The organism is Vibrio sp. 1167 (assembly GCF_033340375.1).
GTDB classification, from domain to species: Bacteria; Pseudomonadota; Gammaproteobacteria; order Enterobacterales; family Vibrionaceae; genus Vibrio; species Vibrio alginolyticus.
Genome location: NZ_JAWOWK010000009.1, coordinates 41,701 through 63,592, shown reverse-complemented (window position 1 = coordinate 63,592; position 21,892 = coordinate 41,701). Strand labels below are relative to the sequence as shown.

Annotated in this window: 22 protein-coding genes; 7 read left to right on the top strand and 15 right to left on the bottom strand. The window is 44.7% G+C overall.

Annotation, left to right across the window (positions count from 1 at the left end; all coding sequences use genetic code 11):
* Positions 1-189 precede the first annotated feature (189 nt).
* Positions 190-1,533, bottom strand: a complete 1,344-nt coding sequence (locus R7Z78_RS18040) for a magnesium transporter (RefSeq protein ID WP_047101467.1) — start codon at positions 1,531-1,533, stop codon at positions 190-192.
* Between the two features lie 215 nt (positions 1,534-1,748).
* Here R7Z78_RS18040 and R7Z78_RS18035 point away from each other — a divergent pair, with 215 nt between their 5' ends.
* Positions 1,749-2,624, top strand: coding sequence for a universal stress protein (locus R7Z78_RS18035; protein WP_104976128.1), 876 nt, complete (start codon positions 1,749-1,751; stop codon positions 2,622-2,624).
* A 43-nt stretch (positions 2,625-2,667) separates the two neighbouring features.
* On the opposite strand, the gene R7Z78_RS18030 is transcribed toward R7Z78_RS18035, so the two are convergent.
* Complete coding sequence (locus R7Z78_RS18030; protein ID WP_005376487.1) at positions 2,668-3,057, bottom strand: MazG nucleotide pyrophosphohydrolase domain-containing protein; 390 nt, start codon at positions 3,055-3,057, stop codon at positions 2,668-2,670.
* Positions 3,058-3,083: 26 nt separating this feature from the next.
* Entirely contained in the window at positions 3,084-3,512 is a 429-nt protein-coding gene (locus tag R7Z78_RS18025; protein WP_104976129.1) for a PaaI family thioesterase, read from the bottom strand.
* Positions 3,513-3,723: 211 nt separating this feature from the next.
* On the opposite strand from R7Z78_RS18025, the gene gloA reads away from it, so the two are divergent.
* Entirely contained in the window at positions 3,724-4,110 is a 387-nt protein-coding gene (gloA, locus tag R7Z78_RS18020; protein ID WP_005376490.1) for a lactoylglutathione lyase, read from the top strand.
* An 11-nt stretch (positions 4,111-4,121) separates the two neighbouring features.
* Positions 4,122-5,222: an alkene reductase gene (locus R7Z78_RS18015; protein WP_104976130.1), complete on the top strand. Its 1,101-nt coding sequence runs from the start codon at positions 4,122-4,124 to the stop codon at positions 5,220-5,222.
* 117 nt (positions 5,223-5,339) lie between these two features.
* On the opposite strand, the gene R7Z78_RS18010 is transcribed toward R7Z78_RS18015, so the two are convergent.
* A complete protein-coding gene (locus R7Z78_RS18010) occupies positions 5,340-5,615 on the bottom strand; it encodes a nitrogenase-stabilizing/protective protein NifW (protein ID WP_005376494.1) in 276 nt (91 codons plus the stop codon).
* A gap of 241 nt (positions 5,616-5,856) precedes the next feature.
* On the opposite strand from R7Z78_RS18010, the gene R7Z78_RS18005 reads away from it, so the two are divergent.
* The gene (locus R7Z78_RS18005; RefSeq protein ID WP_104976131.1) at positions 5,857-7,755 is read left to right on the top strand and encodes an acyltransferase family protein; all 1,899 of its coding nucleotides are present in this window, start codon (positions 5,857-5,859) and stop codon (positions 7,753-7,755) included.
* A 29-nt stretch (positions 7,756-7,784) separates the two neighbouring features.
* Here the strand turns inward: R7Z78_RS18005 and R7Z78_RS18000 are convergent, their stop codons facing one another.
* The 4 genes from R7Z78_RS18000 to R7Z78_RS17985 all read right to left on the bottom strand — a co-directional run bounded on the left by R7Z78_RS18000 (position 7,785) and on the right by R7Z78_RS17985 (position 12,777).
* The gene (locus R7Z78_RS18000; protein WP_005376497.1) at positions 7,785-8,255 is read right to left on the bottom strand and encodes an RES family NAD+ phosphorylase; all 471 of its coding nucleotides are present in this window, start codon (positions 8,253-8,255) and stop codon (positions 7,785-7,787) included.
* 1 nt (position 8,256) lies between these two features.
* The gene (locus tag R7Z78_RS17995; protein WP_017820987.1) at positions 8,257-8,709 is read right to left on the bottom strand and encodes an antitoxin Xre/MbcA/ParS toxin-binding domain-containing protein; all 453 of its coding nucleotides are present in this window, start codon (positions 8,707-8,709) and stop codon (positions 8,257-8,259) included.
* A gap of 165 nt (positions 8,710-8,874) precedes the next feature.
* Positions 8,875-11,049 (bottom strand): catalase/peroxidase HPI, encoded by a 2,175-nt coding sequence (katG, locus tag R7Z78_RS17990; RefSeq protein WP_104976132.1) that lies wholly within the window; start codon positions 11,047-11,049, stop codon positions 8,875-8,877.
* A 186-nt stretch (positions 11,050-11,235) separates the two neighbouring features.
* Positions 11,236-12,777, bottom strand: a complete 1,542-nt coding sequence (locus R7Z78_RS17985; protein WP_104976133.1) for a glutamate synthase-related protein — start codon at positions 12,775-12,777, stop codon at positions 11,236-11,238.
* Between the two features lie 156 nt (positions 12,778-12,933).
* On the opposite strand from R7Z78_RS17985, the gene R7Z78_RS17980 reads away from it, so the two are divergent.
* Complete coding sequence (locus tag R7Z78_RS17980; protein WP_005376501.1) at positions 12,934-13,413, top strand: aminoacyl-tRNA deacylase; 480 nt, start codon at positions 12,934-12,936, stop codon at positions 13,411-13,413.
* A gap of 175 nt (positions 13,414-13,588) precedes the next feature.
* Here the strand turns inward: R7Z78_RS17980 and R7Z78_RS17975 are convergent, their stop codons facing one another.
* The 3 genes from R7Z78_RS17975 to R7Z78_RS17965 form a co-directional block, all read right to left on the bottom strand.
* On the bottom strand, positions 13,589-15,001 hold the full coding sequence (locus R7Z78_RS17975; RefSeq protein ID WP_017820990.1) for a coniferyl aldehyde dehydrogenase: 1,413 nt from the start codon (positions 14,999-15,001) through the stop codon (positions 13,589-13,591).
* Positions 15,002-15,126: 125 nt separating this feature from the next.
* Complete coding sequence (locus R7Z78_RS17970; protein WP_047101443.1) at positions 15,127-15,699, bottom strand: GNAT family N-acetyltransferase; 573 nt, start codon at positions 15,697-15,699, stop codon at positions 15,127-15,129.
* 104 nt (positions 15,700-15,803) lie between these two features.
* On the bottom strand, positions 15,804-16,262 hold the full coding sequence (locus R7Z78_RS17965; RefSeq protein WP_053303530.1) for an NUDIX hydrolase: 459 nt from the start codon (positions 16,260-16,262) through the stop codon (positions 15,804-15,806).
* A gap of 168 nt (positions 16,263-16,430) precedes the next feature.
* Here R7Z78_RS17965 and R7Z78_RS17960 point away from each other — a divergent pair, with 168 nt between their 5' ends.
* Positions 16,431-17,336, top strand: a complete 906-nt coding sequence (locus tag R7Z78_RS17960; RefSeq protein WP_169644068.1) for a DMT family transporter — start codon at positions 16,431-16,433, stop codon at positions 17,334-17,336.
* A 79-nt stretch (positions 17,337-17,415) separates the two neighbouring features.
* Here R7Z78_RS17960 and R7Z78_RS17955 read toward each other — a convergent pair whose 3' ends face one another.
* Complete coding sequence (locus R7Z78_RS17955) at positions 17,416-17,730, bottom strand: DMT family transporter (protein WP_005376506.1); 315 nt, start codon at positions 17,728-17,730, stop codon at positions 17,416-17,418.
* 394 nt (positions 17,731-18,124) lie between these two features.
* Between R7Z78_RS17955 and R7Z78_RS17950 the strand changes: the two genes are divergently transcribed.
* On the top strand, positions 18,125-19,489 hold the full coding sequence (locus R7Z78_RS17950; protein ID WP_104976134.1) for an endonuclease/exonuclease/phosphatase family protein: 1,365 nt from the start codon (positions 18,125-18,127) through the stop codon (positions 19,487-19,489).
* 284 nt (positions 19,490-19,773) lie between these two features.
* Here R7Z78_RS17950 and R7Z78_RS17945 read toward each other — a convergent pair whose 3' ends face one another.
* The 3 genes from R7Z78_RS17945 to rarD all read right to left on the bottom strand — a co-directional run bounded on the left by R7Z78_RS17945 (position 19,774) and on the right by rarD (position 21,801).
* Positions 19,774-20,307, bottom strand: coding sequence for a DNA mismatch repair protein (locus tag R7Z78_RS17945; protein WP_104976135.1), 534 nt, complete (start codon positions 20,305-20,307; stop codon positions 19,774-19,776).
* Positions 20,301-20,687: an MAPEG family protein gene (locus R7Z78_RS17940; protein WP_033906496.1), complete on the bottom strand. Its 387-nt coding sequence runs from the start codon at positions 20,685-20,687 to the stop codon at positions 20,301-20,303. Before R7Z78_RS17940 ends, R7Z78_RS17945 begins: the two co-directional genes overlap by 7 nt.
* A 208-nt stretch (positions 20,688-20,895) precedes the next feature.
* Positions 20,896-21,801, bottom strand: a complete 906-nt coding sequence (rarD, locus tag R7Z78_RS17935) for an EamA family transporter RarD (RefSeq protein ID WP_104976592.1) — start codon at positions 21,799-21,801, stop codon at positions 20,896-20,898.
* Positions 21,802-21,892: the final 91 nt, after the last annotated feature.

Genomic DNA, 21,892 nt, shown 5'->3' with positions numbered 1-21,892 from the left:
AGCGAGGATCGGTAGTGGGAAATTTGGGGAATAGAACTGAGCAGTGAAGAGATTTACAAAGTAAGAACCGAAACGACGTGTTCATCGGTTATGGAAAACGGAGGAATGCTGAGCGAAGCAAGCTCGCCCAAAATACTGGGTTGGGAAATGGTGCGATTGGTTCTGCTGGTTAACGCGTCAATTGGATATCTATATCAAGAAAATGGCACCTAAGCCTAAGAACGCAAAGAAACCGACGACATCGGTAACGGTCGTCAATACTACCGAGCCAGCCACGGCGGGGTCAATGTTAAACTTCTTCAACGTGAATGGTATCAACGTACCCGATGCCGCGGCCGCCAAACTATTGAGGAAAATGGCACAGCAAATAATAAGCGCCAATGGCAAAGAGTCAAACACCATGTAAACGACACCCGCGATCACCAATCCCATAATTAAACCATTAATGGTGGCGATTTTTAATTCCTTATTCACCAATAGCTTCAAGTTACTTTGGTGCAAGTGGTTTAGTGCGATACCTCGAATGGCCACCGCTAAGGTTTGGCTACCCGCGATGCCGCCCATGCTCGCCACGACAGGCATTAAGATCGCAAGCGCAACGACTTGCTCGACCACATTATCAAAAAGCCCAATGATGGCGGAGGCTACGAAAGCGGTCAGCAAGTTAATCACCAACCAAAGTGCTCTTAGCCTTGTCGCCACGCTTAATGGTGTGAACAAATCTTCTTCGCTTCGTACGTTTTCTGCCACTACAGCTTGTAGGCTGAGTTCGCGCAACGTAATCGCAATGGTCGCCATCGACAAGACGCCCATAATTTTGCCACCAGCCATGATAGGAAACCAATGTGCTCCACCATCAATCGAGACTTGTTTGCTGACGCTTTGAATCGTTTGAATATCTTCTAGAATTGGCGTAACTACGGTCAAGTCGGTAAGTTTGATATGATTTTCGTGCAGCAACAGGGTATGCGGCTCTATCGTACCAATCACACCACTTGCATCACGCACAATAATCAACCGCACAGGACTTTGCCCGCGTTTTAGCAGCTCGGTTTTGATGCCTCCTACGCTGTTTTTAGGGTTTGCGACCAGAAAGTGAGGCTCGGCATAACGTCCAACTTTGTTGTCTTCATACGACAATGCTTGTTGGATATGCGCGACCGACTCTTCACTTTGGTCGATAAGGTACTCATCCACAAACTCGGTCGGTAGAAAGTCTGCAAAGATGATCAGTTCCGAATCCGTGATGTACGCTAAGCGTTCATGTTGCAGCTCTTTGTTGAGTGATTGATGAATGTGCTTGGCGGTGTCGTATCGCAGCAAATTTAATACCGTCCAGTACTTCTCTGGCGGCACTGCTTCTATGACACGCTTACGGTAAGCAATGTTGACCGATTCCAAAATGTTCGCAATCTGTGCTTCTTGATAGTCTTTCAAAAAGCTCAAGTCTTCGGTCGATTCTATCGCTTTAATGATCTCAGCAAGCAAATGTGGCACTTTGCGGTTAATTTGCAATTGGTTGGAATCTATCATTACTTTTACCTATAGCTTTCACTACCACATTCGCCGCATTGACGATATGTGCTATCCGAAGGCATGAATTCTTGATGTTAAAATTCTAGGCGATAGTTGACTTAATTGCGGAATTTATATTTCGCTCGCAGAAACAAAACGCCTCTGCATCAGTTCATGGTATAGACTTGAATGTGTGTCAGGCTCATTCGCCTTGTTTGATAATGGAGTAATCAATGGCACCTGTATTTTTTCTGACTCAGCAGGCCGCCTTACCAAGTCGTAAGGTGCTTCGTAAAGTGATTCAATTTTCGACAGCGTTGGCTCAGCCTATTGTGGTTTTAGTGGAAGACCATCGCCGAAGTGAAGATCACGCATTCGCTCATTTTCTCAGTTTCAACTCTGACCATATAGAAAAAAGACAAGCTGAGTTTGAAGCTTGGACCTTAAAGTTCAACGCATTAATTGTCGAACTTTGTGAAGAAGAAGAGCTTGAAACACCAACGCTCTCTTACGAGCATTTCAAAGGGAGCCATTGGGTTGAGCAAGTTACGAAACGGCTTGTTGACCACACTGACTTACTGCTCGTGGGACACTTTAACAAACACGAGATTCAAACGATGCTCACAGAACTAGCACAACAAGATTGCGACTTGTTGCTACTGAGTGAGCGTTCATGGCCTTCTCACGCCAACATGCTTTGTGCAATCGACCCACTTCATCGAGGGGATGAAAAGTCGATAGTAGATAAAGCCATCGTCTCGCGAGGCTCAAAATTAGAACAAACCTTAAGCGGGAAAATGACGCTCGTTTACTGCCGATACGTCGCGCCATACCTCTCTCGCTATCGTGCAGAGATATTAAGCAATCAAAAAGCAGGCATTACAGATTTTATTAGTGCGCAAAAGTTAACGCGAGTTCCATTACTATTACCGGAAGGAAACCCTGAAACGGCGTTACCAAAAGCAGTTAAGCAATCACAAGCAGCGATTTTGATTATGGGGGCATGTAAACGAAGCATGTCATCTCAATTTTGGTCTGGCAGCACTGTAGACACGTTACTTGACCAACCACCTTGTGACCTACTGTTGGTCAACAGCTCCAAGGGCTGACTAGGTATTCCCTATTAACCTATCCTTTCAATACCAAGCGCAGTTATTGGCTCTTTACATCTTCTAACTGCGCGGCTTCATGCTCTGCGTTCAAGGCTTGTTTCTGCTGCTGTTTTATCTCATCCCAACTGCGTCCCGACTCAATCGCAGATACACGCTGATCGTATTTGTTGCAGGCTCTTTCGAGTACTTTCTCAGGATCTATACCCTTTTCTCTTTCCAGCGCTTTTAATACGTTAAGATAGTTCCACAACACATCGCCTAACTCGTCTTCCAAATGACAAAGGCGATCCTCACGAATCTCTTCGCGGACTTCATCAACTTCTTTGCCAATGGCCTCCAGATAAGTCTCTACGCCTTTAAACCAAGTATTGGTTTGGTCATATTGAGATTTTCTCGTCGCAATTGCATACAGCTCATCAAATTTCTTCATTGCCTCTCCGTAGAACACGTTTTTATTTATGCCTTTTTAGGACGAATAAACTTCCCTTTAGCCGTCACTCTAACTTCGCTATTGACCCGTAATTGAGCCACCAGTTGATATATACCGCGTCGTTCACCTTCACAGTGTGCAGTAATCGTGACTCGATCATCTAACTGAATAGGTGCATGGTAGCGCACATCCAACTGCGCCGTAAGGGCTTGAATGTCTCTAGATAACAAACAATGCGTCATTGCACCATCGAGAAGCGAACTGGCAATACCACCATGTAACAGGTCTGTGTAACCTTGATGACGCGGTAAAACGTGAAACTCTCCGACAACAGAGTCATCGGCTAGGTATTGGTAGTTCACGGCCAAAGAGTTCGGATTCACATTAATTGAAGAACAAACCGCACATTGATGATGAGATTCGTGAGTGTAATGACAGTAGCTGTTTGTGGACATGATAGTTACTCGGTTTCTCAAAAGAGTAATTAGCATATGCCAACAATTAAAAAGAAACGGCGAGTAATCTTTGTTTGCATGTTGCAGGGCCAGCAACCTCGCTTTTCATAACACTAAATAATCATTTTAATAATTAACGATAATTTCCAGTTTATTTAGAGTGGCGATATGGTTTGCATAGTGATTACGCAACGTTATGAAAAGGCGACTTATGAAGTTTCTCCACACGATGATCCGTGTAGCTGACCTAGACAAATCTATCGAATTTTATACAAAAGTTCTGGGAATGAGTGTTTTGGATCGTTTTGAAAACCAAGAATACCGTTACTCACTGGTGTTTGTTGGTAACCCTGATCAACCAGATGGCGCGACCATCGAGCTAACTTATAACTGGGATACCGACAGTTACGACTTGGGTAACGCATTCGGACACATGGCACTGGGGTCTGAAGATATTTACGCCGCTTGCGAAAAAATTAAAGCGCTTGGTGGCAACGTTACTCGCGAGCCAGGTCCAATGAAAGGCGGAGAAACTCACATCGCGTTCATTAAAGATCCCGATGGTTACCAAATCGAACTCATCCAAACTCAAAAATAACGAGGTTTCCTATGACAGATGCATTATTTCAACCCATTCAACTTGGCTCTCTCTCATTAAAAAACCGTATCGTTATGCCTCCGATGACGCGTTCTCGTGCTTCTCAACCAGGTAATATCGCTAACGACATGATGGCGACCTACTATGCTCAACGTGCTGAAGCGGGCCTAATCGTTGCTGAAGGCACACAAATTTCGCCAATGGGTCAAGGCTATGCATGGACACCAGGCATTTACAGCCCAGAGCAAATTGCTGGCTGGAAAAAAGTAACTGATGCAGTGCACGAGAAAGGCGGCACTATCTTCGCGCAATTGTGGCACGTTGGTCGTGTGACTCACCCTGATAACATTGGCGGTGAGCAACCTATTTCTTCTTCTGCGCTAAAAGCAGAAAACGTGAAAGTATTTGTCGATAACGGCACAGACGAACCGGGCTTTGTCGACGTGGTTGAGCCACGTGAAATGACCAAACAAGACATCAAGAACGTTATTGAAGAGTACCGCCAAGCCGCACTAAACGCGATAGAAGCCGGATTCGATGGTATCGAGCTTCATGCAGCGAATGGCTACTTGGTTAACCAGTTTATCGATTCTGAAGCGAATAACCGCACCGATGAATACGGTGGCTCTATTGGAAACCGTCTGCGTTTTCTTGGTGAAGTGATAGAAGCGATGACGCAAGCCATTGGCGCTGAGCGTGTTGGTGTTCGTCTTGCGCCATTCACTTCGTTAAATGGCACCGTTGATAGTACGCCAGTCGAAACCTACACCGCCGCTGCAGCGCTGCTTGATAAACTCAATGTGGTTTACATTCACATTGCAGAAGTGGATTGGGACGACGCGCCAGACACTCCGCACAACTTTAAAACCGCAGTTCGTGAGGCGTACAAAGGTACACTGATTTATGCCGGTCGTTACAACGATGAAAAGGCGCAACACGCGATCGAAAGTGGTTTAGCTGACATGATTGGCTTTGGCCGTCCGTTTGTTGCAAACCCCGACTTACCAAGCCGCATCAAGCATGGCTATCCACTGGCAGAACATGACCCTGCCACATTGTTCGGCGGCGGTGAAAAAGGCTTAGTGGACTACCCTGCGTACCACGCGGGTTAATTCATCTACGTAAAGCTGATTCGCAACTCGCGACAAACCAATAGCGAAACCAAAAGAACCTTGCTCTTCCCCCTGTAACGCCAAGATGCAGGGTTCTTTTTAGGCAAGCCATCAGAATTAACGTCTTTGACAAGATGTACAACCTCGACACGCAGAGCGCGTCTTTTTACTGAGCAAACTGCGTTGTACTTTACAGTAAGCATTTTTTAAAGCACGACGACCTGAAAACCAATCATCCGGTTTAGTGAGGATTAAGTAGCCGTTAAACCTCTTAACCAACTCGGTTCGGTTGTTTTCGATAAATCGGCTATCAAACTCGATGTCGAAGTAATCCAAAGCCTCTTCGATACAAGTAAAGCTGGCAATTTTTTCCTGAATCGTATTCTCTGTCATCGTTTCTTTAGCGTAATCATTTTCAATGAAGTCTAAGTGCCTCGCGCTTTACGTTCTTTGATTTAGCGCTTCTTAAGATCATTCTTTATGGGTTTTCCATATTGAAATTCAATTTGGGAATTCGTTAACCCACCTAGCATTTTCATTTTGACAATCACTTTAAGGCACTGATTTAAATAAACATTATTTCTGGTTCATATTTTGCTCTACTTCATTAAACGGAATGTTGGAGCAACACGATATGACTTACAGAGCAGAAGTAGACGGATTAAGGGCGATTGCTGTCACGTTGGTGATTTTGTTTCATGCAGGAGTTGAGCAATTCGCTGGTGGCTTTATTGGCGTCGACGTGTTCTTTGTGATCAGCGGCTATTTGATCACTACCATCGTGATTAACGACTTAGAAAACCAGAAGTTCAGCCTTGGTGATTTTTATGAGCGACGCATTCGTCGCATACTCCCCCTCTTACTGGTGGTGATCGCCGTCAGCTATTTGATGTCTTGGTGGCTATTTTTGCCGCAAGCACACAAAGACGTTGGTCAGTTCGCAGTGTCTTCCATTCTTTCCGCATCCAACATTCTTCTGTATTTGAAAGGCCACAATTACTTCGGTTTAGAAGATCAAGCCAACCCGCTGTTCCACACATGGAGCTTGGGCGTTGAAGAACAATACTACATTGTCATTCCTTTGCTACTCATGCTACTCGCTCGTGGAAAAAACGCGTTTTACCTAACTTTTTTCATCGTGGTATTTGCGCTGAGTTTGATGACTATTGTCTACGCGAGCAACGATCCTGATTTCACTTTTTACATGATCTTCTCTCGTGCTTGGGAACTGGCAACCGGTTCATTACTCGCATTAGTGATGAGAAAAGTCCAAGTTCAATCTAACGATACGCTAGCAACCATTGGCATCGTTTTGATATTGGCTTCCGCGCTTTTGTTTGAAAAATCGCAAGATGGCGCGGGCATTACGCTGCTGGTGCCGGTCATCGGTAGCGCGTTGGTGATTTTGTTTGCCTCTAAAGACAATGTCTGCGGTAGATTACTGAGCCTAAAGTGGGTCGTGTTCGTCGGCTTAATCAGCTACAGCTTATACTTGTGGCACATTCCATTATTTGTCTTTTACCGCTACGTGTTGGACACAACACAAGACATCAATATCCCACTTTACGTTGTCACTCTTTTTGTACTTTCTTACTTCACTTGGCGCTTTATTGAAAAGCCGTTCCGTAGCCGAAAAGCCATGAGCATGCGCACTGTGTCCGCGGTTATTGTGTTGTTGACGCTGCCCTTGCTAACGCTCGGCGTTATCGGTCATCAGAACGGTGGTTTTCCAGAAAGAAGCGCATTTTTCGAGGCCATGCGCGTTAACAACGGTTATGGTTTAGATTGCAACGGCAACACCAACGTTAACGATGTGTGTTCGTCTGCGCCGCAGCCCGCCATCGCTGTGTTAGGCAATAGTCACAGCATGGTTTACGTGAAGCGTCTATCCGAAGTAACACCAACTGGCGTGGTGCAACTTACTCAAGATTCCTGTGCGGTCGGTTATGTCGACATCCTAGAAGCTGCTGGCTCAATTTCTTGCCGACAGTTCTTCAATGAGGCTGTCGATACCATTCTAAGTACCCCTTCCATTCGTCGCGTTGTTATCTCTTCTAATTTCAATAAAGAGCTTTCACAAGCCGATTATGAAGCATCATTAACCAAATTATTGAATGAACTGAAAGGAAAGGAAGTGGTCGTTTTCGGTCCAACCCCTTCTGCACCGTTTGCGGTAGGAGAATGCCTTTGGAAAGCGCGTTTGTTTGGCGAGACAGAAGAGTCTGCCTGCGACTTTTCTCCCAAACAACATCACCCTCAAAACGTGGCGAAGTTAGTGAACTACTTTGAGCAATTTGAGCACGTTGAGTTTGTCGACTTGACCGATGCCATTTGCAGAAATGGCGTATGTCGAATGAGAGTTGGAGCAAACAATGCGATGTATACGGATGACAGCCATTTATCTTACAAAGGTGCTGAGTTGGTGCTTGGGCATTACCACAACAGTACAAATGAAGCGCAACAGTTCACTTACGACCGAATAACCAAGGGAATAAACTTTTATGCTTCAGCGCTTATCTCAGGTAAGCGCTGAATGCTTTAAAGCAAGACAAAGCTAGGCGTCTATTTGAAAATGCGCGGATCAAACGCGAAATCGAGCTTTTCGGCTTTCTTGATGATCTCTTTCATTTTGGGATGATTTGGATTCACCACGTAGTTTTTATCACGAGGTGAAATCGTTGAAGGCACTTGCAGCGCGGCAAACTCTGGATGAGGATCATTGAGAAACTGATCACCAATGTACTGCGTAGACTCGCTCGCCGGTATTGCCCGCCACGTCACAGGGAGATCTTCTTCATCTAAGGTGGCGATGAGGTATTCTGGCATTTCAATACGATATAAATCGTAAAGTTTGGTGATAGCAGGATCGTTGTTTACGTGAACAAATACTTCCAACGAGCAAAGGGATTCCGATTCAGAGAAGTAGAGGGCTTCGGTTCCTTTTGAGTTCCATCGCCCTCCAAACAACTTTGCGCCAACGGGGCTGAATGGCGTGTCAGCAAATTTCTTTTGTGTGAGACGATAGAGCTTCATATTACGAGAATACCCCGTGCTCTAAACGGCCGATCAAATCTTTTACGATTTCAAAATCCACCGTGGTCGAGACCATATCAAGTGGACGTTTTCCACCTAAGCCGTACACATTCTCTCTCATCCATTTTAACGCGCGCTCTTCGTCGTCAAACAGTTCTGTCGCGAGTTTCAATAACATCGCTAATCGATAGATTGCATCACTTTCTTGCGTATTGAAGCGCTCATCGTTTTTTAGACGACGCTTGATCGTGCTAACAGGTATCAATGTGACGTTTTGAAACTCACTCTGAGAAAGCTTCACACGCTCAACAATATTGCGATACACCTTTGGCTCAAAGCCTTTGTGAACCGCATCAGTGCGACCTGTTTCAGCGTCTTCAATACCCAACATAAACCAGAAATTGGCTTTATGAGGTTGTTTCGGTTTGAAGCTTTTTAATGCTGCAGTTGCCATATCAAGCTCCTATAGTTCATATGGTCCAGTTATTATGGTTCAAATGAGCTTAACTTTCAATCAAAGTAACAATCAAAGTAAAAAGATAGGTAAAGAAAAAGGCGAGCTTTTCGCCCGCCTCTCTTACTTATTCATCAACCCATTTACCGACGGGCATCGTTTCACTTATTGCAAGTCAAAACGATCCGCGTTCATGACTTTCGTCCATGCGGCGATGAAGTCATGGATGAATTTTTCCTGATTATCATCTTGCGCATACACTTCCGCATACGAACGCAGGATCGAGTTTGAACCAAAGACAAGATCCACTCGAGTAGCCGTCCACTTCACAGCGTCGGTTTTACGATCACGGATTTCATATTGATTAGCACTCACTGGTTTCCACGTATATGCCATGTCAGTAAGGTTCACGAAGAAATCATTCGACAAAGTGCCTACTCGGTCAGTAAATACGCCCTCTTTTCCACCGCCGTAGTTACTGCCTAGAACGCGCATACCACCGATAAGTACCGTCATTTCTGGCGCCGTTAGCCCCATAAGCTGAGCACGATCTAATAAAAGCTCTTCTGGCTTAACCGCGTAGTCTTTCTTCAACCAATTTCGGAAACCGTCAGCAACAGGCTCAAGTACTTCGAACGATTCCACATCCGTCATCTCTTGGGTGGCATCACCTCGGCCTGGCGCGAATGGTACGGAAACATTATGACCTGCGGCACGCGCAGCCAGTTCAATACCTACGTTCCCAGCAAGCACGATAGCGTCTGCAACACTACAGCCCTCTTCTGCTGCTATTTTTTCTAGCACAGCAAGAACACGGCTTAGACGTTCAGGTTCGTTCCCTTGCCAATCTTTTTGCGGAGCCAAGCGAATTCTCGCGCCATTTGCACCGCCTCGGCGGTCAGAGCCACGGTAAGTACGCGCACTATCCCACGCCGTACTTACTAACTCACTAATGGATAGGCCACTTGCTTCGATTTTTGTTTTTACTAAATCAACATCGTAGTCTGTCTTACCTGCGGGCGTTGGGTCTTGCCAAATAAGATCTTCGCTTGGCACATCAGGGCCGAAATAACATGATTTTGGTCCTAGATCGCGGTGTGTCAACTTAAACCAGGCACGAGCAAAAACGTCATCAAAGTACGCAGGGTCATTTTGGAACTTTTCTGCAATCTTACGATATTCAGGGTCCATTTTGAGCGCCATATCGGCGTCGGTCATGATTGGATTGTAGCGCTTAGAACCGTCTTCAACATCGACAGGCTTGTCTTCTTCTTCAATGTCGATTGGCTCCCATTGCCATGCACCTGCTGGGCTCTTTTTCAGTTCCCAGTCATACTTAAATAGTAGGTGGAAGTATCCGTAATCCCATTGTGTAGGGTGTGTTGTCCAAGCACCTTCAATACCACTCGTTACCGTGTCACGGCCAATGCCACGTGTTTTGTGATTAATCCAGCCAAGACCTTGCTCATGAACGTCTGCTGCTTCGGGCTCTGGGCCAAGGTTTGCGGCATCACCATTACCATGACACTTACCCACCGTGTGACCACCAGCTGTGAGCGCGACGGTTTCTTCATCGTTCATAGCCATTCGCGCAAAGGTCACTCGCATGTCATGCGCTGTTTTGAGAGGATCTGGGTTACCGTCTACCCCTTCAGGGTTCACATAGATAAGACCCATCATTACCGCAGCAAGCGGGTTTTCTAAATCTCGCTCACCAGAGTAGCGGCTGTTATCAGCGTCACTTGTGGCTAACCATTCTTGCTCAGAGCCCCAGTAAGTGTCTTTTTCTGGGTGCCAGATGTCCTCTCGTCCAAACGCAAAGCCAAAGGTCTTAAAGCCCATGGATTCGTACGCCATGTTACCGGCAAGGACAATCAGGTCTGCCCAACTTAGTTTGTTGCCATATTTTTTCTTGATTGGCCATAAAAGGCGTCGAGCCTTATCCAGGTTGGCGTTATCTGGCCAAGAGTTGAGAGGAGCAAAGCGTTGGTTGCCTGTAGCAGCACCGCCACGGCCATCCGCAATACGATAACTGCCCGCTGCATGCCATGCCATTCGGATCATTAAACCACCGTAGTGTCCCCAGTCGGCAGGCCACCAGTCTTGGCTATCAGTCATTAAATCTTTTAAATCTTTTTTAAGTGCTTCGACATCTAGCTTTTTCAGTTCTTCTTTGTAATTAAAGTCCTGACCAAATGGGTTGGTTTTGGAGTCGTGTTGATGCAGGATGTCTAAGTTCAAGGCATTCGGCCACCAATCCATCACCGACTTATCTGTAGATGTTTGCCCACCATGCATAACTGGACATTTACCTACCGAACCGCCGTTTGCTTTGCTCATATAATGCTCCTTCGTGTCGTGGTTGTGGTAACCACTCTTTGTTATTCAATAAATCGAATATCCACCTCAAACAGCGTAGTTCATACACTGTTTTTTTAGTTAACGCCAAGTCAAAATTTCAAACATTTCAGCGAATAAATAATTGTTATCAAACATGTACCTATATGCAGAAAATATGGATAGAGATCAGTTTAAGTCCATACCTGAATACTTAATCCCAGACAGCCTCGCCATGTTGTGATCCCAGGTCGCTAAATCATGATGACTAAATTCATTCAGAGCGTGATGACCACACGCCCTCGCCATGACTTTCATGAGCTCGACCGAGGATTCGAAGAAATTTTTCAGTTGCTGGGATGACTTTTCAACGTCGAGACGCTGCCTCAAATCGGCATTTTGTGTCGCAATGCCTGCCGGGCAATTATTGGTGTTGCAGATGCGAGCCGCGACACAACCGATCGATTGCATCGCACTGTTTGCTATCGCTACTCCGTCTGCTCCAAGTGCCAACGCTTTGACAAAATCCGTAGGAACTCGCAACCCACCGGTGATGATTAATGTGACACGGTCACTTACGCCTTTTTCATCTAAGTACTTACGTGCACGAGCTAATGCAGGGATGGTGGGTACACTAATATGATCACGGAACATAGTTGGCGCCGCACCCGTGCCACCACCGCGACCATCTAAGATGATATAATCAGCCCCAGCATCAAGCGCAAACTGGATGTCTTGCTCAATATGGTTGGCACTGAGTTTAAATCCAATTGGAATACCGCCTGTGATGCCACGAACTCTGTCAGCAAACTTTCTGAAATCGTGAGTAGTGTGAAGATCTTTGAACGTTGGTGGTGATATCGCTGGTTGTCCCTCGGGGATGCCTCTCACCTGAGAGATCTTACCTACATTTTTATTTGCAGGCAGATGACCACCCGTGCCCGTTTTTGCTCCTTGCCCGCCTTTGAAGTGAAACGCCTGAACATTAAGAAGCTTAGATTCGTCGTAGCCAAATTGAGCACTAGCAAGCTCATAGAAATACCGTGAATTAGCGGCTTGTTCTTCCAGTAACATGCCACCCTCACCAGAGCAAATCCCAGTCCCTGCCAACTCTGCACCTTTTGCTAGTGCAATTTTCGCCTCTTCAGAAAGTGCGCCAAAACTCATGTCCGACACCAACAAAGGAATGGCGAGTCTGAGCGGCTTACGCGCGTTTGGTCCCACAATCAACTCGGTAGACACAGGAACGTCTTCCAACAACGGTTGTGTCGCCATTTGCGCCACCATGATTTGTATAGCATCCCAATGTGGTAGCAAATGCCTAGGAACCCCCATTGCAGCCATCGGACCATGATGACCGAGTTTAGAGAGTCCTTCTCTCGCTAATTGGTGGATAAACTCGAGGGTTGGTTCTTCTTGAGTAGCAGACGCCGTTGGTTTGTCTCTTTTCTCTCGCTTTTGTTCCGGTCCCTCTTTACCGACTTGCTCTGCGGTAAATCGCTTGTGTGTACCATCACAAAAAGGAGCATTGGCGGTATGCTTACATTGGCAGAGATAGGCATCTTCGTCTTTTTCCGCACTAAAGCTCATTGGCTTTAAGCCGGTTCCCGAATGAGACCCATCGCAGTAAGGTTGATTTTTAGAACGCCCACATCGGCAGAAGTAATATTCTTGCCCAGCTTTCAACTCTACTTTGATCGGCTTGTTATCAGCGATGATTGGCTTGCTCATGTTGCCCCCTATTTATTATTGTTAACCATGCTTTCTCGCTGGCTTGCAATAAGCGTAGAACAGGAGCGTAAAGAGCGTCAGTGTCGCCGAGTAAAATGCGCGATTGTCGCCCGACTAACCTATACTTTTTATGGGTCTCATACACGTGGAGGCTATATGACGATTGCAACCCGATTAGATGAATATTTGACTGAGCATAACATTCACTTTCAAACCGTGAATCACAGCCACAGTCATAGCTCGCTACAAAGTGGTGTTGCAGCAGGTGTGCCTTTAATGAATATCGCAAAAGGTGTGATTCTAGAGGATCATGAAGGGCGTCATATGATGGCGGTCTTACCTGCCAACAACAAAATCAGTTTGTCGAGATTAAACGACGAATTTAATGCCACCTTCCACTTGGTGAAAGAGCGTATGGTTTACCGACTCTTCACCGATTGTGAACACGGCGCTATTCCACCGATTGGTAGCCCTTACCACATGTCGACAGTTTGCGATGAAAGACTAGCAAACTTGGAACATGTCTACCTTGAAGCTGGCGATCATGAAACTCTGATTAAGCTGGACCGAAAGGCGTTTAAAGAACTGATGAACGACTGTAGATATCTAAGATTCAGCAGTGAAGTTCTGCATTAAACTTGCCAAGATCTCTCGACACTTCCTGAACAAGGCTCTATCAACAAGAGCCTTTCTTTGTTTTGTTGGTAGCACGCGATGGAAGTTTCTCGGACTTTGGTGCCCAGCGTTTCAGAGCATATAGAAACAAAAAACCGCCTATTAGGGCGGTTTTTTATCAATCAAATCATAATTATTATCGAACAAAGATCTTTTGGATCGCTTTTATCGCCATAGCCCTACGGCGCATTAATACGCTCGTTCTTGGCAACCATTTCGGTGTGTGAAGAATGGTTTTCGCATGACTAAAAGTTCTGAATCCTTCCTCTCCGTGATAATGCCCAATACCCGATTCACCAACGCCACCAAAAGGCGCATCTTCAGCGCCAACATGTAAAACCGTATCATTAACGCCGACGCCACCACTGTGGGTGTTGCGTACAATATGTTTGATGGTCGATTTGTCGTCCGACATAACATACAGCGCAAGTGGTCTTTGGTGCTGATTAATGTAGTCAATCGCTTCATCAACGGCATTGTAGGGCTTAACAGGTAGAAATGGCCCGAAGATCTCCTCTTGCATGATTCGCATATTCGGCGACACATCCGTGACCAAATGAGGATACAGAAGTCGTTCCTCTTGGGGCGACGCTTCAACAGTGTGAAGGTTAGCACCTTGCGCTTTTGCATCCTCAAGTAGCGCAGTTAAACGATCATATTGTCGTTGGTTGACAATATGGGTCAGCTTTTGATTCTTGTTGGATTTTAAATAGAGCTTTTCAAAACGTTTTAAGAATAGCGAAATGAACTCTTCGACACGTTCTTGCGGTACAAACGCGTAGTCAGGCGCGACACAAATCTGGCCTGCATTAATGCATTTACCAAACAAGATAGCATCAACGGCTTTCTTCATGTCTGCATCTTTTGCAATGATCACCGGGGACTTTCCACCCAACTCTAACGTCACCGGGGTAAGGTTTTCCGCTGCCGCTTTTGCCACTGCGCGGCCAACACTCGTAGAACCCGTGAACAAAAGGTGATCGAATGGCAGTTGGCTGAATGCTTGTGCGACGTCTGCTTCACCCTCAAAAACTTCGACATACTCAGACAACCCACGGCAAATATCGACGATGACTTTATTGGTTTTTGGCGTAAATTCGCTGAGCTTCATCATCACGCGGTTGCCAGCAGCCAATGCTGTCACTAAAGGCGCAAGGCTCAAAATCACAGGAAAGTTCCACGGTGAAATGATCCCGACGACACCTAACGGTTGATACTGAACGGTGACTTTAGAAGGTGCGAGCAATAAGCCGGATTCGCGCTTGCTGGGTTTGCACCATTTTTTTAGTCGTTTGAGGGTATAATTAATATGCGAGACCGTTGGCAAAACGTCGGTCATGGCGGTATCAAATTCTGAGCGATAGCCAAAATCGTCACTTAACGCTTCAACCAAAGCTTGTTTGTTCTCAAGCAGCGATTTTTTTAACAAAACGAGGCGCTGTTTACGTTCATCCAAACTAGGATAAGGCTCGGCTGCATATGCCGCTTTTAAGCGTTCGAGGCTTTGCTGTAACAAGTTATCTACTTCAACCTCTGTGATTGCGTTCATGATGCTTCTCCTAGCCTAGTTTCTGCCAATGACGCCCCAAGTTAACACGAGCGCAACAATGTTACTATTGTAGCGCTCGTGAAGTTAGAGTTCGAACTCTGATTAAAATATTTCTGGGGTGGATACTACATCAAACGTAGTTCATAAATGCCTAGTCGTTGAGAGCGGTCAAGCATATCGAACTCATGATCAACGTATTCTTTTAATGTGGCGCCTGCACGCTCAGCAATATTGATGCTAGCGATGTTATCTTCCATACAATGGAACTGAATGAATTGTGCGTGCCCTTTCTGCTTCAAAAAAGGGATCAATACTGCGAGCACTTGATCAATCACACGATGGCCTCGCCCATTGTTGGCAAGCCAGTAGCCAATTTCAGTAACACGAGTATGTGAATCCACACCTTTAATGCCAATAACACCCGTAAGCTGCTCATCAAAATAAATTGCACACCAGTGGGAATCCAGCGCGTTACTGTTCACTCGCTGGGAAATGTAGTTCACGGCTTCTCTATGATTCGTGACAGAATCCGTCCAAGGTAGATAACCCTCAAGGCTCTCTCGGTGAGTGTTCACAACCTCTAGTAAAGCGGACGCGTGTTTCGTATTGAGGGGCTCAATTGAGACCCTTTGCGAGACGGAAAAACGCTTCTGTAAGTGATTTCCTTGATACGTCTCTTGGCATGTGACTTCATCCATAGATGTTATTCCTTTTTATTGTGAACGCTCAGCGCAAATCCTAACGCTTCATTTTATGAGAACAAACCTCTCTATAAAAACTAATCAAAGCCGTTGCCGTTCATTTAGCCCTTTTGATCGATCAGCGTAAATGGCGTTAGTGATGCCACATCTACATAATGTTTCCATACATGTTCATAGAGGTGATGCTGATTGGCAAACGGAGCAAGCTGCTTAGCTTCTTCAAGCGTACACCAGCGATACTCTGTATGCTCTTCGTTAAGAACAACTGATTGGTTAGGCGGACAAAATAGTACAAAACATGGGATAACCATGATGCGGTTATTTTTTGCTTCGTAGAACTGCTCTAGAAAGTCTGCTGTATGTAACTCAACTTGGTCAATTCGTGTCTCTTCTTTTAACTCTCTTAAAATGGTTTGCCACCCGGCTTCACCCGCTTCGATACCACCTGCAACATGGCACCAATAGCCACCTTTTACGCGTTTGAGTAACAGCATTTTTTCTATACCATCAATTTTTGAAATGACAACGCCTGAAACATGCGTTGCTTTTATCGGGATCATGTAAGCTCCTTAAATATCGAGTTTTTATTGTTACGCTGAGAGAGGCAGATTAATTGCTACGTATTCTACTGTTTATTCATCTTGTCGACAGAAGTGTTTGAGTTGAGAGGATTTAATCGCTAACTAAGTATGCTAAAGTGAGATCTGTCGCAACAAATGAGCAGTAAAATGTCCAATTCATTCAACACTATGATTCCCATCGGTGTGCGCTTTATGGTGCTTTCCGCGTTCGGCTTTGCTCTGATGTCGGCTACAGTAAAGCACGTCGGCAACTACGGTATCCCCGTTTTTGAAATCGTTGCAGCAAGAGCGCTCGTTTCACTTATCATTAGTTATTTCGATGTAAAGCGAAAACGAATTTCTTTATGGGGCAATAATAAGCCATTACTATTTGCACGCGGTGCTGTGGGCACGATGGCTCTGATGTGTGTATATTATTCAGTGACCACCTTACCTTTGGCAGAAGCGACGATATTCCAATATATTCATCCGGTATTTACTGCACTACTCGCCGTATTTTTCTTGAAAGAGCGCATCCAGCCGTCAACTTTCCTTTGTATTGCGTTGTGCTTACTCGGCATCTATATCATGGTAAGCCCAGAAACTGGGCAAGGCTCAGATAGCGCTTTACCAATGTTTAGCGTCATGATTGCGATCTTAGGCGCATTTGGTAGCTCAATTGCCTACGTCATTGTCAGAAAACTGAGTCAGACAGAAGACAGCTCAGTGATCATTTTCTATTTCCCGTTGGTTGCTCTCCCCGCTTCACTCTTACTGATTGGCGACGATTTTGTAATGCCCGATCTATATCTGACTTTCATGTTGGTTCTAGTTGGTGTCTTTACCCAAATTGGGCAATTGGGGTTAACCAAAGCGATGCAAACTCAACAAGCGGGTAAAGCCTCCGCTTATTCGTATATCCAGATCGTATTTTCTGTGTTGTTAGGCATCATTTTCTTTGGCGAGGTTCCGATCATTTGGACGTACGTCGGTGGCGGTCTGATTGTTACAGGCGCATTAATTAATGCGTTTGGTCATCACTTACGGTTACCTTTTGTTAAGCGCAACGCTTGATATACCTACCTAGAACCGTAAACACGACATTTAGAAAAACAGCCAGAGTGACTCTGGCTGTTTTGTGTTTAGCCTAACGTTAAGCTGATATTTTTAACCCTGCGATACCAGCGACAATCATTAGCAAGCTTAAGGCTTTGATAAGTGTTGCTGGCTCATTGAACAGATAAATACTCACGACTGCCGTGCCTATTGCGCCAATCCCTACCCATACGCCATAAGCAATGCCTAAAGGCAAGGTTCTTAACGCAATGCCAAGCAACCAAAAGCTCAATAACATAAAGACAATAGTGAATGCCGAAGCACCGAATTTGGTAAACCCTTGTGAATATTTAAGACCGACAGCCCATGCGATTTCACACAAGCCCGCAATGAAGAGAATTCCCCAAGCCATGTCACATTTCCCAACGAGATGGGGTCGTCCCCGAGAAAAGATAGAGCGGTGAGGTCGTCCTCACTTCTGATTGACTACTTATTATATACGGAAATTTAAACATAAAAAATAAAACACGGCGATAAGCATACAACTCAAACATCTCATGCACGCTTAAATTCTACGCTTTTCTTTTTAACGGTGGCGGACTCTCTATTTCGCATCAATAACGACACCGTTTTTTAACAATTTACATATAACCTTCTGGTGTTGAAAGTGTTGCATTTATTGCACAAATCACACAAAAACTAATTGAACATGTAAATATGAAAACGTTTGTGTGACTAATATCGCTTAAAACAATGACTGATGACTTTAATATTCAGCCGAATTAATTATAAGGTATGACGTACCCATGAAAGCAATCAAAACCTCTATCGCTGTCCTTGTTGGCGCCGCTCTACTATCTGGATGTAATGACGATACTGAATACGTCAATGTTCAGCCTAAAGAAGTAAAAATAGCGACTTACAACCTCTCTTTTGACCGCGCTACCTTCGAAACTTTGGTAGATGAAATGCAAATTGAACCAACGCAGCAAGCTGCGTTGGTCACCTCTTATTTAGACGGTTCAATCGCAGCCGAAGACAAAACCACTGCGGAAAAAGTCATTCAAATTCGTAACGTTGCAGCAATCATTCAAAAGAATCGTCCTGATGTTCTTATGATGGCGGAATACAACAACGACGGAACAGGCGAAAACAAAGCAGCCATTGAAGGATTCCAGAAGAACTACTTGTCTGTCGCGCAAAGTATCGATGGCGCGGGCGGTGAAGCAAGCCTTGAGCCTATTGAATACCCTTATGCTGAATCTTATTCAACTAATACAGGGTTGTTGAGTGAGTTTGATCTCGACAACAACGGAACCGCAGGTCAAATGCCAGGTGATGCATGGGGTTTTGGCATGTACCATGGTCAATATGCATTTGCCCTTATGTCTAAGTATAAAATTGACACGGCAAACACACGTACATTCCAAGCATTTAAATGGAAAGATATGGAAGGTGCGAAAATTCCAACCATTACTATCTGTGACGGTTCGCAAAAGATTCCAGACGGCATGAAGTGTGGTGATGAATGGTACTCAGCGGAAGAATGGGATCAAGTGCGTCTATCTTCGAAAAATCACGTCGACGCGCCAATCATCATTCCAACTCGCAATGGCGAGGAAGTTGTACACTTGTTGATGTCTCATCCTACTCCACCAGTATTCGACACCGGTAAAAACAAAGCGCAAAACGCAGCAGAAGTGGAGTTTTGGCATCATTACATTCAAGGCAAAGACTATTTTTACGACGATGCGGGTAAAACAGGTGGCTTAACGAACGGCGCTAAATTCGTAATGATGGGTGATCAAAACCTTGATCCAGTGGCTGGTGACGGTATTAGCTCTGTAATGCAAGAGCTGCACAACGATCCATTGGTTAACCAAACCGTGATGAATGGTGAGCTTTACCCAACAAGCTTTGGTGCAGCTGAACACGCTGTTGACCGCAGTTCAACTCACCCATATCCGAATCGCATCACTTCAACGTTTGGCTTAGGGGTAGACTATGCCTTGCCTTCAGCAAATTTGAATGTAATAGACTCTGGTGTGTACTGGTCAGCGTCTTATGAAGAAGGCCGTAAACTATTTAACGATGCACGTATCGGTAAGTATGGTGATGGTAAAGATGTATCTTCTGACCATCGCATGATCTGGATTAAAGCACAGTTCTAGATTGCATAAAAAAAAGCCAACCACAAGGAGTCGTGATTGGCTGTATATATTTGTGAACAAGATGGTTCACTAACAACGTCAGTTGGCTAGGTGACCCTCGGCTTAGAAAGGGTCACTCATACTAAAGCATGAGGCGTGCCAACTTTTAAGCGCACAAAAACAGGTTGTTATTTAATCACTTTCATTAAAACTTAACCAATAGCTACTGTTTGCTCACCGAATAAATTGCAATTTGCAAACTACCATTGGCATTTCGCAATAAATCTGATCTTTAGCTATTGCTTTTATCGCTTCCTAGCTAAGTCGCGTGCAAGGATTAACGCAAGTCCGAATACTTGCAAGAAGAGTCCGATATTCTTGTACCAAGCGATCTTTTCATCCTGCTTTGCCATTACCTCATTGAGCTCTACATTCTCAATGTAGTAATTATCGATGCGGTCTCTATACGAAGCTTGTGCCTGATTTATCTTTGACATTAGTTGAGGAAGTTGATCAATTTTTATTTCATCCGACTCGTTGAGAACCCAAGAAGATAAATGCCCTGCTAATACCTCTTCTAGCTCTAAAGGTATCGCTACGCTCTGACTTATGTGCACATGCAGCAGTAAAGCTTCTCTTTTCCTTTCTAGGGTTTCCACACTGTTCCATGCGAGTTGGATGGAATACAAGTTTTCTGCTGTTTGCTCTGCGAGCTGCGAGTGCTGTTTACCCAACTTATCAAGGACTAAGCTAGTAACGATGATCGCGCCAATATTCAGTACTAATCCAATCAGAACGAGTACCCAAGGTGGTGGAATGTAACGTCGCAGACTTACCATAACTTATCGTATGGCAGGTAAATCATATTTAACACAACCAATGAAAGTATCACCAGAAATGTCACCTGCATCCCTCTAATGCGCTTTTTCAAGTCTTTTTTCAATATGCCTTTAGCATGAATAACTCGACCAATTACAAAAATAATACCGGTGAGATGTATCCATGTTGGGTAAGCACTATTGAATTCTAAAAGTGCCATTAAAATTAGGGTGATGGGGATATATTCTGTCGCATTGCTCTGGGCACTACGAGTAATTTGTAGAGCCTCTACCCCACCATCGGCATAAGCAATTTGATTTAAGCGACGTTGCTTAATTACTTGAACAGCCAACCAAATAATGAGTATTGCGAGAATGTTGGCATACAGAGCTGTGATCATATGTCGTCCTTCTTGATCTGGTTTTCACTTATATAAGCGTGTCACTTGGCTATAACTATAGCGGTATCATTATGATAATGCGTCAAATAATCTCAAGTTATGATTTCTACTCGGAAAAAAACGAAAGCCAATGCTTCATGACATTAAAAATGCCCTCGAATGGAGGGCATAAGAATAAAGAAGCTAATATGTGAGAATATTGAAACCACTATAAGGGGTGTTTGACCAGCTTTTTGCGCCGATGCCCTTTGATAATACTTTCAAAAATTGTGAACAACAGCCCTACCCAAATAAATGCAAAGGTCACCGCTTTCACTTCGTCAAACAACTCGCCAAAAAACATAACTGCCAACACAAACTGCAAGCTTGGCTCGATGTATTGCATTAGACCGACAGTTGATAAATTAGTTATACGTATTGCGATAGAATAAAATACAAGTGGTAAAAGTGTGATAGGTGCACTGCCAAAATACAAAAGCAATGTTGTGGTATCTGTGCCCGAAGCCAGTTCACCAGTTGCCCATTGTTTATAGAGCAAATAGGCGAGTGCAACTGGAGTCAGTAACAACGCCTCAACAAACAAGGTTGTACTCCAGTCATAATTTATCTTCTTCTTGTACAGCCCATACAAAGCAAAGAACAACCCCATCGTTAGTGCGATAACGGGTAGCTGACCATAGTGAATCACTTGATACATAACACCAATTGTTGCCAACACTATTGCAATAAGTTTGCCTTTTGAGAGCTTATCCCCAAGAATAAATACGCCCAGCGCAACAGATACTAATGGCCCAATAAAGAAGCCTAAGCTGGCATCGATGACCCGATGATGGGTCAAAGCCCAAGTGAACGCACTCCAAGAAATACACATCAAACTGCTCGCCACAAACGTGTACCACAAGGATTTTTTATCAAGCCAGATTTCTTTCCAATTCAGCCCTCGACGGGTTATCCCAAGCACAATTAGAAACCCGACAGGTACAGACCCAATGATTCGCCATGCTAGCAACTCATCCATAGAAGCATTTGGTAAATAACGATAATAAATTGGTAGCAATCCCCAGATCACAAAGGAGAATGCTGCCATAAAAGTGCCATAACGAGTGTTATTCATAAAACTATCGCCCATCTAAACGACCAATTTGGCGCAAGTAAACAAGTCCGCCATACATAAAAAGGAATGCAATCCCGCAGTGACTTTATGA

Excerpts from the sequence above, each read along its gene's own strand:
- R7Z78_RS18025 (WP_104976129.1), bottom strand. The coding sequence starts at position 3,512 with ATGTCCACAAACAGCTACTGTCATTACACTCACGAATCTCATCATCAA.
- R7Z78_RS18015 (WP_104976130.1), top strand. The coding sequence starts at position 4,122 with ATGACAGATGCATTATTTCAACCCATTCAACTTGGCTCTCTCTCATTA.
- R7Z78_RS17980 (WP_005376501.1), top strand. The coding sequence starts at position 12,934 with ATGACGATTGCAACCCGATTAGATGAATATTTGACTGAGCATAACATT.
- R7Z78_RS17940 (WP_033906496.1), bottom strand. The coding sequence starts at position 20,687 with ATGATCACAGCTCTGTATGCCAACATTCTCGCAATACTCATTATTTGG.
- R7Z78_RS18010 (WP_005376494.1), bottom strand. The coding sequence starts at position 5,615 with ATGACAGAGAATACGATTCAGGAAAAAATTGCCAGCTTTACTTGTATC.
- gloA (WP_005376490.1), top strand. The coding sequence starts at position 3,724 with ATGAAGTTTCTCCACACGATGATCCGTGTAGCTGACCTAGACAAATCT.
- R7Z78_RS17970 (WP_047101443.1), bottom strand. The coding sequence starts at position 15,699 with ATGGATGAAGTCACATGCCAAGAGACGTATCAAGGAAATCACTTACAG.
- R7Z78_RS18040 (WP_047101467.1), bottom strand. The coding sequence starts at position 1,533 with ATGATAGATTCCAACCAATTGCAAATTAACCGCAAAGTGCCACATTTG.
- rarD (WP_104976592.1), bottom strand. The coding sequence starts at position 21,801 with ATGAATAACACTCGTTATGGCACTTTTATGGCAGCATTCTCCTTTGTG.
- R7Z78_RS17965 (WP_053303530.1), bottom strand. The coding sequence starts at position 16,262 with ATGATCCCGATAAAAGCAACGCATGTTTCAGGCGTTGTCATTTCAAAA.
- R7Z78_RS18000 (WP_005376497.1), bottom strand. The coding sequence starts at position 8,255 with ATGAAGCTCTATCGTCTCACACAAAAGAAATTTGCTGACACGCCATTC.
- R7Z78_RS17960 (WP_169644068.1), top strand. The coding sequence starts at position 16,431 with ATGTCCAATTCATTCAACACTATGATTCCCATCGGTGTGCGCTTTATG.
- R7Z78_RS17955 (WP_005376506.1), bottom strand. The coding sequence starts at position 17,730 with ATGGCTTGGGGAATTCTCTTCATTGCGGGCTTGTGTGAAATCGCATGG.
- R7Z78_RS18005 (WP_104976131.1), top strand. The coding sequence starts at position 5,857 with ATGACTTACAGAGCAGAAGTAGACGGATTAAGGGCGATTGCTGTCACG.
- R7Z78_RS18030 (WP_005376487.1), bottom strand. The coding sequence starts at position 3,057 with ATGAAGAAATTTGATGAGCTGTATGCAATTGCGACGAGAAAATCTCAA.
- R7Z78_RS17950 (WP_104976134.1), top strand. The coding sequence starts at position 18,125 with ATGAAAGCAATCAAAACCTCTATCGCTGTCCTTGTTGGCGCCGCTCTA.
- R7Z78_RS17995 (WP_017820987.1), bottom strand. The coding sequence starts at position 8,709 with ATGGCAACTGCAGCATTAAAAAGCTTCAAACCGAAACAACCTCATAAA.
- R7Z78_RS17945 (WP_104976135.1), bottom strand. The coding sequence starts at position 20,307 with ATGGTAAGTCTGCGACGTTACATTCCACCACCTTGGGTACTCGTTCTG.
- R7Z78_RS17985 (WP_104976133.1), bottom strand. The coding sequence starts at position 12,777 with ATGAGCAAGCCAATCATCGCTGATAACAAGCCGATCAAAGTAGAGTTG.
- katG (WP_104976132.1), bottom strand. The coding sequence starts at position 11,049 with ATGAGCAAAGCAAACGGCGGTTCGGTAGGTAAATGTCCAGTTATGCAT.
- R7Z78_RS17975 (WP_017820990.1), bottom strand. The coding sequence starts at position 15,001 with ATGAACGCAATCACAGAGGTTGAAGTAGATAACTTGTTACAGCAAAGC.
- R7Z78_RS18035 (WP_104976128.1), top strand. The coding sequence starts at position 1,749 with ATGGCACCTGTATTTTTTCTGACTCAGCAGGCCGCCTTACCAAGTCGT.